The sequence below is a fragment of the Steroidobacter sp. genome (assembly GCF_016790065.1).
Taxonomy (GTDB): Bacteria; Pseudomonadota; Gammaproteobacteria; order Steroidobacterales; family Steroidobacteraceae; genus Steroidobacter.
Map to the genome: position 1 here is coordinate 1 of NZ_JAEUPY010000243.1, position 11,897 is coordinate 11,897.

The 11,897-nt window shown below is 60.9% G+C and carries 11 protein-coding genes; 5 read left to right on the top strand and 6 right to left on the bottom strand.

Annotation, left to right across the window (positions count from 1 at the left end; translation table 11 throughout):
• Together JNL55_RS10465 and JNL55_RS10470 are read left to right on the top strand one after the other, a co-directional pair.
• Positions 1-508, top strand: a 508-nt coding sequence (locus JNL55_RS10465; protein WP_293852757.1) for an RNA polymerase sigma factor, incomplete at its 5' end; no start/stop codon positions are given.
• 5 nt (positions 509-513) lie between these two features.
• Positions 514-1,611, top strand: coding sequence for a FecR family protein (locus tag JNL55_RS10470; RefSeq protein WP_293852759.1), 1,098 nt, complete (start codon positions 514-516; stop codon positions 1,609-1,611).
• Between the two features lie 16 nt (positions 1,612-1,627).
• Here JNL55_RS10470 and JNL55_RS10475 read toward each other — a convergent pair whose 3' ends face one another.
• Positions 1,628-3,136 carry an amidohydrolase family protein gene (locus tag JNL55_RS10475; protein WP_293852761.1) on the bottom strand — a complete coding sequence of 503 codons (1,509 nt, stop codon included), beginning with the start codon at positions 3,134-3,136 and terminating at the stop codon, positions 1,628-1,630.
• 81 nt (positions 3,137-3,217) lie between these two features.
• On the bottom strand, positions 3,218-4,207 hold the full coding sequence (locus JNL55_RS10480) for an FAD-binding oxidoreductase (protein ID WP_293852763.1): 990 nt from the start codon (positions 4,205-4,207) through the stop codon (positions 3,218-3,220).
• Between the two features lie 121 nt (positions 4,208-4,328).
• Between JNL55_RS10480 and JNL55_RS10485 the strand changes: the two genes are divergently transcribed.
• Together JNL55_RS10485 and JNL55_RS10490 are read left to right on the top strand one after the other, a co-directional pair.
• Positions 4,329-5,255, top strand: a complete 927-nt coding sequence (locus JNL55_RS10485; protein ID WP_415923054.1) for a LysR family transcriptional regulator — start codon at positions 4,329-4,331, stop codon at positions 5,253-5,255.
• Entirely contained in the window at positions 5,255-5,644 is a 390-nt protein-coding gene (locus tag JNL55_RS10490) for a GFA family protein (protein ID WP_293852767.1), read from the top strand. Before JNL55_RS10485 ends, JNL55_RS10490 begins: the two co-directional genes overlap by 1 nt.
• A gap of 29 nt (positions 5,645-5,673) precedes the next feature.
• Here the strand turns inward: JNL55_RS10490 and JNL55_RS10495 are convergent, their stop codons facing one another.
• The 3 genes from JNL55_RS10495 to JNL55_RS10505 form a co-directional block, all read right to left on the bottom strand.
• Positions 5,674-8,121 carry a TonB-dependent siderophore receptor gene (locus JNL55_RS10495; protein WP_293852768.1) on the bottom strand — a complete coding sequence of 816 codons (2,448 nt, stop codon included), beginning with the start codon at positions 8,119-8,121 and terminating at the stop codon, positions 5,674-5,676.
• A gap of 130 nt (positions 8,122-8,251) precedes the next feature.
• Positions 8,252-9,349 (bottom strand): FecR family protein, encoded by a 1,098-nt coding sequence (locus tag JNL55_RS10500; RefSeq protein ID WP_293852770.1) that lies wholly within the window; start codon positions 9,347-9,349, stop codon positions 8,252-8,254.
• Positions 9,346-9,873, bottom strand: a complete 528-nt coding sequence (locus tag JNL55_RS10505) for an RNA polymerase sigma factor (RefSeq protein WP_293852772.1) — start codon at positions 9,871-9,873, stop codon at positions 9,346-9,348. The genes JNL55_RS10500 and JNL55_RS10505 overlap by 4 nt, the downstream gene beginning before the upstream one ends.
• A 205-nt stretch (positions 9,874-10,078) precedes the next feature.
• Between JNL55_RS10505 and JNL55_RS10510 the strand changes: the two genes are divergently transcribed.
• Positions 10,079-11,530, top strand: a complete 1,452-nt coding sequence (locus JNL55_RS10510; RefSeq protein ID WP_293852774.1) for an amidohydrolase family protein — start codon at positions 10,079-10,081, stop codon at positions 11,528-11,530.
• Positions 11,531-11,537: 7 nt separating this feature from the next.
• Here the strand turns inward: JNL55_RS10510 and JNL55_RS10515 are convergent.
• Positions 11,538-11,897: DUF885 family protein (locus JNL55_RS10515; protein WP_293852775.1), on the bottom strand; the 360-nt coding region annotated here is incomplete at its 5' end.

Below are 11,897 nucleotides of genomic sequence, written 5' to 3' on the forward strand. Positions count from 1 at the left end.
GGAGGAGCAACGCTCCGACGATGTCAGTACCGACGAATATCGGGCGACTCTGCACCGCTTTTTGATGCGGCATTTGCGCAACGCGCAGGACGCGTTCGATCTCGCCCAGGAAACCTACGTCCGCTACTACCAGCTGCCCGACATCGAAGTGGTGCTCAAACCCAGGAGCTATCTGTTCCGGGTGGCGCAAAATGTGGTGTACGAGTTCCGACTCCGGCGGCGGCGGGAGCTGGAGGTCTTGAGTATCGATTCGGCGCTGTTCGACATCGAGGCCAACAAGGCGATCGACCCGGCGAACCTCGATCCCAGCCACGAGCTGAGCAACGCGCAACTGCTCAACCGGGTACTGATGCAGGTGCCGCCCGGCTATCGCAAAGTGCTGGTCATGCACAAACGCGACGGACTGTCGTGCGCGCAAATCGCCCAGGAACTCGGCCTGACCCGGCGTAGCGTCGAGATCTACCTGGCACGCGCCATCTCCTACGCACGCGCCGGCATGTGGAAGTAATCGATATGAATGTGACTAAGGACAGCAGCATGAAGCTGACCCAGAAAGATCGGCTCCGCCTGAGCGAACAGGCGGCGCTGCGACTGATCCGGCTTCAGGAAGACACGTCCAAGGAGGCGCGCGAGGACTATCTCGCCTGGTCGCGGCTCTCCGCCCACCACGTGCATGAGATGCTGTTCGCACAGGCGGTCGTCACCGAACTCGATGGCATGGATCCACTGCGCACTATCGATGTCGACGCGCTGCCGACGCTGCCGGAACTCGCCTCGACCCCGCTGGACTCGCATTTGGCGCAGACCGAAATCATGCCGCAGCGACGACGGCACTGGCCGCGGATAGCAGCGCTCGCAGCGTCGATCGTGATCGCAGTGTTCGGCTGGGCTTTCTTCGGAACGATGTGGTTCGACGCCAACACCTATGTCACCGCCGTCGGCGAACAGCGCTCGGTCAAGCTGGAAGATAGCTCGGTGATGGTCCTGAACACTGCCACTCGGGCCAAGGTCGAGTTCTCCGGCACGCGCCGGGCGATCCGACTGCTCGAAGGCGAGGCTTTGTTCATGGTCCGGCACGATCCTTCACGCCCGTTTGCCGTGTCGACGAACAGCAGTACGGTCGTGGCCGTCGGGACGCAGTTCAACGTATATCAACGTGCTGACACGACCCGCGTATCGGTGATCGAAGGTGTCGTGCGCATCGATACCGGCGCCGCGAAACAATCATCGACGGTCGCGGCCGAGCCGGTGCGCGCAGCTGGCCAGGCCGCCCGACTCAACGCCGGCGATGAGGCCATCATTCACGACGGTTTGGTCGCCCGGGCCGAACAGCCTGACGTGCAACGCGCCGTCGCCTGGCGCACGCGCCAACTCGTGTTCCGGGACCGCGAACTCTCCGAGGTCGCCACCGAGTTCAATCGCTACAACAAGACCAAGATTGTCGTCGAGGGCGACGCGTTACGCGCGCGGAGCATCAGCGGTGTTTTCGAGGCTGACGACACGCAGCCACTCATCGATTTCCTGCGCAGTAACGCGGAACTGGAGATCGTCGACGGCAAGGATGAAATCCTCATCCGGCGCAAAGACACACACGACGACAGGATGCAGTAAGGCGGCAGCCTTAGCGTCACTCCCCTTTGTTGAAACTCCGCGCCTTCTGCGCCACCCCGGCCAGTATCTCGTCCAGCTCGGCGCGCTCGAACAGGCGGCCATTGAAGACGACCATGCGAGTGGCGTGGACGTTGCGAATGTCGGCGAGCGGGTTGGCATCGAGCACCAGCAGGTCGGCGATCTTGCCGGCGGACACGCCGCCGAAATCGTTGGAGCGGTTGGCGTAGCGAGCGGGAGTGATGGTCGCGGTCCGCAGCACTTCGGCGGGTGACAGGCCCGAGCTGGCCATCAACTCCAGCTCTTCCAACAAAGCGGAGCCGGGGAAACAAAAGCTGTCGCCGGTGTCCGTGCCGGCCAGGACGTTGACGCCTGCTTGGTAGGCGAGCCGCGTCACTTCCAGTCCTTTTTCGAAGAATGCTTGGTAAGCCGCCGCATCGGCCGGACCCGAAGCGCGGGCGCGAGTTTGTTCGACGTCCTTCAAGGCTCGCTTGACAGCAGTGGGATGAATCAGCTGCAGCCGAGGGTCGTTGAGCATCTTCTGATCGCCGGCCACCGCCAGCCAATCGAAACGGCGAGTCAAATGGGTCGGCACATAATAAGTATCGTGCTTTTTCATCGCAGCGAAGATCGCGCGCAGCATCTTCGGATCGTGTTCCCGAAGAACTCTGGTCAACACAGCGGGTGGTTGATCGCGCTCGCCCGGCGGTGCTTGTCGGGCTTCGAAGTCGCGTTGTAACTGCGCGGCGCCCGGGAAGCTGTCCAACAAAATCTCGCGGGCATGTTCGATACTTCGTTGACCCGCATTGACGGCTTCGATGAAGTCCACGCCGAGCGGCTTGTGACCAACGACGGTGATGCCATGCTGGCGCGCCTCATCCATCAGCGCGAAGAACGAGGCTCGTGGCAAACCGCTGTAGACCTTGATCGAGTCCACCGGCGATTCATCGACGAGGTAGCGCACGAGTTCGCGAGCGTCCTCTGGAGTGCCCGCACCGAGAAATGCAGGCAGCTCCGGACGACGACGCAGCAGCGCAGGCCCGTCGACCACCAAGCTCGCCGTACTGATGACGCGTGGCCCAACACGAAGACCGGCGCGAGCTTCGGCATCCCAACGTTTCGTGGTAATCGCACCGCTGTAGCGATAGTCGGGACCAGCAATGTAATCGGACATGTCGCGCACGGAAGTCACGCCGTTCGCGATGAACATGGGCAACGTCAGCTCATCCGCTGCGGCCTCCGGCGTGCCGACGTGCACATGCATGTCCCACAAACCAGGCATCACGAAACGGCCAGCGCCATCGACCCGCTGTGCCTTGACAGGCGCCGCCAGACTCTTGCTCGGCCCAGTGGCCATGATGCGACTTCGCTGCCACACCACGGTCTGGTCGGGCAGCAGCTTGCCGGCCTGCACGTCGACGATGGTCACATGCTCGAGAGCGATGATGCCCGCGTCGTCAGCCCGAGCGGTCAGTGTGCAAACTACGGCGGCGACCAACACCAGCCAAAGGTTGATTCGTCGTGCCATGGTCGAGCCGCTCCCCACAGAATTCCCCATGACCTGTGAAGAGGGGGCGCGAGTCGATTTTATTGATCGCCTGACCGCCTTTTATGTTCCTGTCGGATAAAAGGCATCGGCGTAGATGTGATCGCGCGGTACACCCCGCTGCTGGAGCAATAGCGTGGTTGCTTCGACCATGGCCGGAGGGCCGCACACATACGCACGTGCACCGTTCGCGTCCGCCCAATCCGCCGCGACGGCCTCCGTCACCAAGCCCGATCTGCGGCCGGGATGCTCGTTGCCGGTAGTGATGACGACGTGAAGCTTCAGGTTCGAGTGAGCCGCAGCGAGTTCGCGCAACCACTCTTCCCCATACAGATCGCGAGGTGCACGCACACCGAAGTACACATGAATCGGATTCGTCATGCCATGGGCCAGCGCGCCCCGAACGATGGAGAGTATCGGCGCAAGTCCAGTGCTACCCGCGATACATATCATCGGCCCCGCATGGTTACGACGCAGATAGGCGGTGCCCAACGGGCCGGTCACGCGGAGGGCCGCGCCCGGTTGCAAATTTTTAGCGATGTGTTGAGTGCAGCGCCCGTCCGGCACGATGCGAATATGAAATTCGAGCGTGCCGTCAGCACCCACGCCCGCCATCGAGTAAGGCCGGACCAAGCCGGTGCCGACCTGTAGCTGCACATACTGGCCCGGCGAATAAGACAAAGGTTTCGGCAGCTGTAACAGCAGACGTTTTACATCGTGCGTCAGATCTTCAATCGCGACCACTGTAGCCTTGGCAATGCGAGCCGGATGCACGACGACTTCATCCGGCTCCGGGATCTCGATGGTGCAGTCCTCGGCCAACACCGTCTGGCAGGCGAGCACGAATCGATCGCCAGTCACCATCGGCGTCTGCGACTCATGCCCGCCGGCTTCCAGCACCTTGCCCTTGAGCACTTTACAACGACAGGTGCCGCAGCGGCCTGCCATGCAGCTGTAGGAAACCGGCACGTCGTTCTGACGTAGCACGTCGAGCAGATTGGCCCCCGCCTTGACGTTCAAGGTACGATTGATCGGAGAAACCACCAACTCCACGATTGTCTGCCTTCCACCGGATGGGCACGCCGCCGTAAGCTGGTGATGATGCAGGATGCTCCGGCGACCGTAGAACCGCTGCCGCTAATACGATCTATAACCGACGTGAATGACCGTTGCCGTGGAACTCAAAGACATCGATCTGAACTTGCTGGTGGTGTTCAACCAGTTGCTCCGCCAGCCGCGTGTCTCCGCCGTTGCTGAGAGTCTGGACCTCAGTCAGCCGGCGGTGAGCAATGCGCTCAAGCGCCTGCGTAAACTGTTGGGAGATGAGCTGTTCGTGCACACGCCGAAAGGCATGGTGCCGACCGCGTTCGCGGAACAGCTCGCCGAGCCCATTGCCTATGCTTTGAGCGCCATCCAAAACACCCTCAGCCAACATTCTTCATTCGATCCGGCCACCAGTACACGCAGCTTCACGATCGGCATGACCGACATCGGCGAGGTGTACTTCATGCCCGAGCTGATGCAAGCACTGAGCACCGAAGCGCCCGGCGTGAAGATGAGCACGGTCAGAAACACCGCGATCAATTTACGAGATGAGATGGAGTCCGGACGAGTGGACCTGGCGATCGGGCTGTTGCCGCAACTCACCGCCGGCTTTTTTCAGCGGCGCCTGTTCTCGCAGCGCTATGTCTGCATGTTTCGTCGCGGTCACCCGTTGGATAAGCGAGCCAAGAAAATCACGTTGGATGAATTCGCTGCTGCTGAGCATATCGTCGCGATCGCAGCCGGCACCGGGCATGGCAAGGCCGACGAGTTGCTCGAGCACCAGGGCATCAAACGCAATGTGCGAATGTCCGTGCCGCATTTCATCGCCGTCGCGCCGACCCTGGCATCGACCGACATGGTGGCAACCGTTCCGGAACGCTTGGCGGAACGTAGTGTGAAGCCATTCAATCTGACTTACGTGCCGCATCCCGCCGACCTGCCGGCCATTGCCATCAGCTTGCTATGGCATTCGAAAATGCATCGCGATGCCGGCAATCAATGGCTGCGCTCGTTGTTGTTCCGATTATTCTCTGACGGACAGAAGGAGGCCCAGTAATGGCCCCATGCACCGGCGGTTGCCTGTGCGGCAACGTGCGAATCGTCGCATCGGGACAGCCTTATCGCGTCGGCATTTGTCACTGTCTCGACTGTCGTAAATATCACGGAGCGTTGTTTCACGCGTCGGCGATATTTCCTGAAAGCTCGGTGACTGTCGAAGGCGAAACGGGCAACTACGGCGGGCGATTCTTCTGCCCTCGCTGCGGCTCGTCCGTGTTCTCACGCAGCGCTGACGAAGTCGAAGTGAACCTGGGCTCGCTGGATGCCCCGGACCAATTCACGCCAACTTATGAACTCTGGACCATTCGCCGCGAGTCCTGGTTGCCGCCGTTTGCGCTCGAGAGACGATACGACCGCGATCGTGACGCGACGAGTCGCGCTGAATAGTCGGTCGCATCGTCTCCGAGCATCGCTGCTTAGAACTTCATGCGTGCGGTGACGCTGAAGCTCCGCGGTTCGCCATAGTCCGCGTAGCCCCACATCGAGCGGTTGTACTTCTTGTCCGTCACGTTGTTGATGTTGGCCGACAAGGAGAATGAGCTGGTCACCGGATAGCGCGCCATCAAGTCCAGCAACCAGTACGGGTCTTGCTCCTGCCGCACGTCGATCGGCGTCGCGCTCGGGTCGACCCCGGACATATTGATGACGAAATCGTAGTAGCTATCGCTCTGCCAGCGCACACTGCCGCCGACAGTCAGGCCCGACAACATGCTGTCCAGCTTGAAACTGCTGGTGATCTTGAACATGTCGTTCGGGATATAAGTGGTGCGCTTGTTGCCATCCTCGTCCTTGGCGGAGTTGTGCGTATAACCGCCGCTGAGTTCCCAGTTGGCGGTCACCGCGCCGGCGATTTCCAGCTCATATCCCTTGGTCTTGATGCCATCGACGCTTTTGTAGATCCACTCGCCATTGGGCAACATGCCCTGATTGGCCCACTCGGCCACATTGTCCTTGTTGGCCTCGTACACGGCGGCGGAAACGTTCAGGCGGTTGTCGTGAAACGCCAACTTCACGCCCACCTCGTTGTTGGTGCCTTCGGTGGGTTCGAGCATCTTGCCATCGGCGCCGTAGGAGCTGTTGGGCAAGAAGATGCCGGTGTGACTGGCGTACAGCGAAGCGAAGCTGTTCAGATCGAACACCAGGCCGAAGTACGGCGTGATCACGCTGTCTTCTTTCGCCGAGCTGCGTGGCGCACCGGTGTTGGCATCCGAAGAATCCAACTCCCAGCGACTGACCCGACCGCCAGCCATCAGCTTGAGCCGATCCACCACACTCAGACGCAGCGTGCCGTAGACCCCATCCTGCGTCGAAATATCCTTGTTGGCGTAAGCGCCGTAGGGTGATGACGGCGACGACGGATCCGGCGCCGGCACCACCAACTGATTCAGCGAGAGCGCCTGCACATCGTAGTAGCGACCCCGCAGCACGAACTCATTGCGTGCGTAGTTGTATCCCAACACCGCGTCATGCTCGCGACCGAACAGCGAGAACTTGCCGGTGGTCACGATGTTGAAGCTCTGCGTGTCCGAAGTGCGGTCGGAACGCAGCGCATACGGCGTACTCCACGGGTCCACCAACTCCAGCGTGTCCGAATCGACATACGAACCGGGGCTGGCGTTCAGTACGTTGATCTTGCCCTTGGAAAAGCGGTACGAACTACGCAGCGTCCAGCCGTTGTCGAAGCGATGTTCCAGCTCGGGCGTGACGCTCCACTCGGACACTTTGCGATACGCCCAACGCTGACCGGTGGAGAAAGAAACATCGTGATCGATCGGCGTGCCGTCGGTGAAATAGGCCGGATTCGAGCTCCAGTTGTAGACGCCGGTGTACTTGGACTCGACGCGATCGATGGCCAGCGACAGCTTGGTGCCTTGATTGAAGCTCTTGTCGACGATGCCGTACAGCACGTTGCCACGGCGATGGTAGCGATCGATGAACGAATCCTCATCCATCCACGAGCCGACGAAACGACCGCGCACACTGCCGTCTTCGCTCAGCGGCGTGGCCACGTCGCCTTCGGCACGAAACGAGTTCCAGCTGCCGCCGGTCAACGCCATCGAGCTTTGGAACGTGTCCTTGGGGCGCTTGCGGATCATGTTCACCGTCGCCGAGGGTTCACCCAAACCACCCAGAATGCCAGCGGCGCCTTTGAGCACTTCGACACGCTCGACGATGGCAGCGTCGATGCCCTGGCTGAGTGCGCCGGAGTAAGTCAGATTGGCGGGCGTGGTGATCAAGCCGTCGACCTGCACGGCGCTGTCGAGTTGGAAACCACGGATGAAAATCATCGCGTCTTCGGAGGCGTCGCCCACCTGCGAGATGCCGGGCACGTGCTCCAGCACTTCGCCCATGTCGACCAGGCCTTTGTCCTCGATCATTTGCTCGGTGATGATCGTGACGGTCTGCGGCGTTTCACGCAGCGTCATGTTCAGGCCGGTGGCGCTGTTCATGGATTGTGTGGTGTAGCTGCCAGTCACAATCACCTCGTGCTCCGCATCCAGCGCCGATAACGGCTGTGCCTTGGTGCTCGGTGCGATCGCAATCGTATTCGGCGCTGTGGTGGTGTATTCGAGGTTGGTGTTGGCAAGTAGCTGCGCCAGCGCGGCCGCAATGGTGTGACGGCCAGTAATACCGGTGCTCTGCCGATTGGCGAGGTCCACTCCCTGGGACATCACCTGTACCTGCGTCTGCGCGGAGAACGCGAGCAGCGCGCTCACCAGCGGTTGCGCCTTGATGTCGAAGTTGACCTGACGTTGCGTCAACTCGGCTTCGGCGGCCCAGGCATGTGACGTCGCCAGCAATGCCAACAATAGTGCGAGCCATCGGCCTACGCCCACGCGTGCCGTAGATATGAATGAATCCATCAGCCCTCCCAGTCTTCGTTGTGTTGCGTTCGATCGCACGGCTTGAGCTGTGCGCATCCAATACGACGACTGAGCAGCACAAAGCGGCCCACGCACCCACCGTTACTTGCAATTAACTTGTAACGAATTGTCAGTGCGTGCTGTTACGACGAGTAACCAACGTCACCGTGGCATTGTCCAAAGCCACCATCTCAATCGGATACACCCGCGGCAATGAGTCGACCCACTCATCCACATGACTGCGGAAAATCGTGCCTGAGAATGTCAGATCGCCGACTCGCGGATCGTCGATGACCAACTGTTTCGGCGCGTACTGATTGACGACAGCCAACACATCACGCAGCGGCGCACCGACGAACTCGACACGGCCGTCGCTCCAACCCTCGATCTCCGGCTTCGATCCAGGCACGCCGGTGCGCGCCATCGGCAACTCGACTTGGGTTTGTTGACCTTGCGAAAGCTGGAGATCGACAGCTGCGCCTGCTCCATTTGGGACCGACGCCACCACCGGCGCGCGACCTCGCTGCACAGTCGTGGCGCGTGTCTCTGTATTGGTGACGCGCACGCGTCCGTGCGTCACAGTGACCAGGACCTTATCGGCATCTCGTTCGACACTAAATGCAGTACCAACGGCAGCGACTTCCACATTCGCCGCGGCCACCACGAACGGCCGAGTGGGATCCGGCTCCACTTCGAAGTACGCCTTACCTTGATGCACCGTCAACGAACGACGCTCGCGCGAAAACGTCACATCGACGACGGCCTGCGCACCGATGACGAGCGACGAACCGTCGCTCAGCGCCACAGTGCGATGTCGATCCGACGGAGCAGCATATGTAGTAGTGCTCTCGTACGCCGGGTACATCCACACCCCGAGCGCCACAGCGAGTACCAACGATGCAGCCAGAGCCAGCGCCACCGGTCGGCCGGCAGATCGCTCCGGCCTGGGCAAATTCAAACGTTCGCGAAACGCCTCACTCAATCCCTGCGGTCGGCGCACGGTGCGCTCGATGAGTTCTTGCCGGCGCTCCGCTGGCATGCCGCGCAATCGGCGACGCACGGACTGCAATTCATCGAAAGCATTGCGATTGGCATCCGAAGCACTGAGCCATTCCAGCCACGCTTGCAAGTCTTCGTCGGTCAGCGCTGGATTATCCAGCCGCAGCAGCCAATCGGCCGCGACGCGCGCCGGCTCGTCCCCGATGAGCGCATCGGCACTCCCTTTCATTGCTGACCTCGATGGCTGGCGTCCAGGCGCTGGCGACAATGCAGTAATCCGCGAGCGACGAACTTGCGGACGGTTCGCTCATCCACTGCCAGCTCGCGTGCGATCTCGGAAGTGCTGTAGCCCTCGATCACATGGCGCACGAATGCTTCTTTATGCCGCGCCGGCAATTCGTTGAGAGCGTCGCAAACGATGTCGAACTCCTCTTGAGTGATGGCCTGGAGATCCAGCGCTTCGATGTCGCTGAGCTTGTCCAGCATCTCCGTCGACACCTTTTCGCTGATGCGCCGATGACGCAGCCGGTCGATGGATAAGTTGGCGGCAATCCGGAACAGGTAACCGCGCAGGAAGCCCACCGTGTCCGGGTGATCCAACTGCAGCAACTTGACGTACGCCTCCTGCGCCACATCGAGCGCCTCCTGCTCGGAGGGCAGGCGGGTCAGCAGGAAATTGATCAGCGCGCGGTTGTGCTCCCTGAACAGCTGCCGAACCATCGCGTAGTACGCAGGCGACGTCGCGCCCGACATCGGGGCGGACTCCGACTCGGCGGTCGGACCGTTAGCACAGCTCGTTTCAGGTGTCGTGGACACGGGCATGCTCTACCCCGCGAACGAGCGGGTGGTGTCTCTAGGACGAACGAACGCGACAAAGCGGCCCTGGCATTTATTCTCTGAATGGAGCATTCTGTCCTGATCAGGCTAGTTCAACCGATTGCACTTGCAGGTCACCCGCATGAAACAGTGGATCGTCGCCATCATGGCAGCCCTGGCTCCGGCCGTCGTCTGGAGCGCCCCTTACGAACTAGTGATCCGCGGCGGACGCGTGCTGGATCCGGAGACCGGGCTGGACGCGACCATGAACGTCGGCATCAACGGCGGCCGCATCGCGCGCATCTCAGCCGAACCGCTCACTGGCACGCGCACGGTCGACGCCAAAGGCCTGGTGGTGGCGCCGGGTTTCATCGATCTGCATCAGCATGGCCACGATGAAGTTTCCGGCGTACTGAAAGCGTTCGACGGCGTCACCAGCGGCCTGGAAATGGAAATCGGCGTGCCGGATGTAAAAGAGTTTCTGGCGCGTAAGTCCGGCCGTTCATTGATCAACTATGGAACGACTGCCAGTCACGCAGCTGCGCGTGCCGCCGCTTTCGGCTCACCGCTGCCAGTGACCGATCTCATTCCGCAGAGTGGCCGCTCCACGAATGACCCGGCCACGCTCGAGCAAATTGCGCAGATGCAGGCGCAGCTCAGCAACGAGATCAATGTCGGCGGTCTGGGTGTCGGCATGGGCATTCAATATGTGCCGGGTGCGACTCGTCAGGAAATCATTCATATCTTCCAACTGGCCGCGAGCCGCAACGTGCCGGTGTTCACTCACATCCGCAGTGTTGGCCGCAAAGAACCCGGCTCCAGCATCGAATCCGTCAGCGAAGTCATCGGCGCCGCCGCAGTGACCGGCGCGTCCCTGCAGATCGTGCATCTCAATTCGACTTGCTTGGCCGATGCTCCCGAGTGCTTGTCCATTCTGGCCGGCGCGAAAGCACGCGGCCTCGATGTAACTGCGGAAGCTTATCCGTACATCGCCGGCATGACTTCGATCAACTCGGCGCTGTTCAATCCCGGCTGGCAGGAAAAGTTCGGCATCAGCTACGATTCGTTGATGCTTCCCGAGACTGGCGAGCGACTCACCAAAGAACGTTTCGACGAACTGCATGCGTCGCCGAAAATGACCGGCGTGGTGTTGTTCGTGAATCGTCAGGAGATGGTCGACACCGTCATCACCAACCCGCTGATGTCGATCGCCAGCGACGGCGAAGTCGGCCACCCGCGCAATGCCGGCACTTACACCAAAATCCTGGCGCGCTATGTGCGCGAACTGCGCACCATCAGTTTGATGGACGCGATTCGTAAGATGAGCTTGATGCCAGCACAGCGGCTCGAAAAAGCCACCTTGGCCGCGCGCCGCAAAGGCCGCATTCAAGAAGGCGCAGACGCAGATATCGTGGTGTTCGATCCGGCAACAGTGACCGACCGCGCGACCTACGAGCGCCCCACCGAACGTGCCACCGGCATGCGTTACGTCCTGGTGAACGGCACGCTGGTGATCGACAAGGGCGCGCTAGTGTCCGGCGTGTTGCCGGGTAAGGGCATCGTGTCGGATTTGAGCGTCGCGGCCGCGAAGTAGCGCGCTCTTACGCTTGCTTCGCCGCCAGCCGAGCTGTTTCTCGGTCAACATGCCAGGCCAGGTCATTCAGCGGTAGCGAGCCTGGCCCGAGCACCGCTTCGTGAAAGTCACGAATGTCAAAGCGTGCGCCCAGCGACGAGCGCATTTGCTCTCGCAGCTCGATGATCCGTGTGTCGCCAAGCTTGTAAGCGAGCGATTGGCCGGGGATGTCACAGGAGTATCGCAGCGTCTCCGAGCAGATCTCCGTTTCAGACATGCCACTATGCTTACGCATATAGTCGCGCGCTTGCTCGAGCGTCCAGCCGAGTGCGTTCATGCCGGTGTCCACGACGAGTCGGCAAGTGAGGAACGCATCCATGACCAAACG

Excerpts from the sequence above, each read along its gene's own strand:
- JNL55_RS10470 (WP_293852759.1), top strand. The coding sequence starts at position 514 with ATGAATGTGACTAAGGACAGCAGCATGAAGCTGACCCAGAAAGATCGG.
- JNL55_RS10475 (WP_293852761.1), bottom strand. The coding sequence starts at position 3,136 with ATGGCACGACGAATCAACCTTTGGCTGGTGTTGGTCGCCGCCGTAGTT.
- JNL55_RS10490 (WP_293852767.1), top strand. The coding sequence starts at position 5,255 with ATGGCCCCATGCACCGGCGGTTGCCTGTGCGGCAACGTGCGAATCGTC.
- JNL55_RS10495 (WP_293852768.1), bottom strand. The coding sequence starts at position 8,121 with ATGGATTCATTCATATCTACGGCACGCGTGGGCGTAGGCCGATGGCTC.
- JNL55_RS10500 (WP_293852770.1), bottom strand. The coding sequence starts at position 9,349 with ATGAAAGGGAGTGCCGATGCGCTCATCGGGGACGAGCCGGCGCGCGTC.
- JNL55_RS10505 (WP_293852772.1), bottom strand. The coding sequence starts at position 9,873 with ATGTCGGGCGCGACGTCGCCTGCGTACTACGCGATGGTTCGGCAGCTG.
- JNL55_RS10510 (WP_293852774.1), top strand. The coding sequence starts at position 10,079 with ATGAAACAGTGGATCGTCGCCATCATGGCAGCCCTGGCTCCGGCCGTC.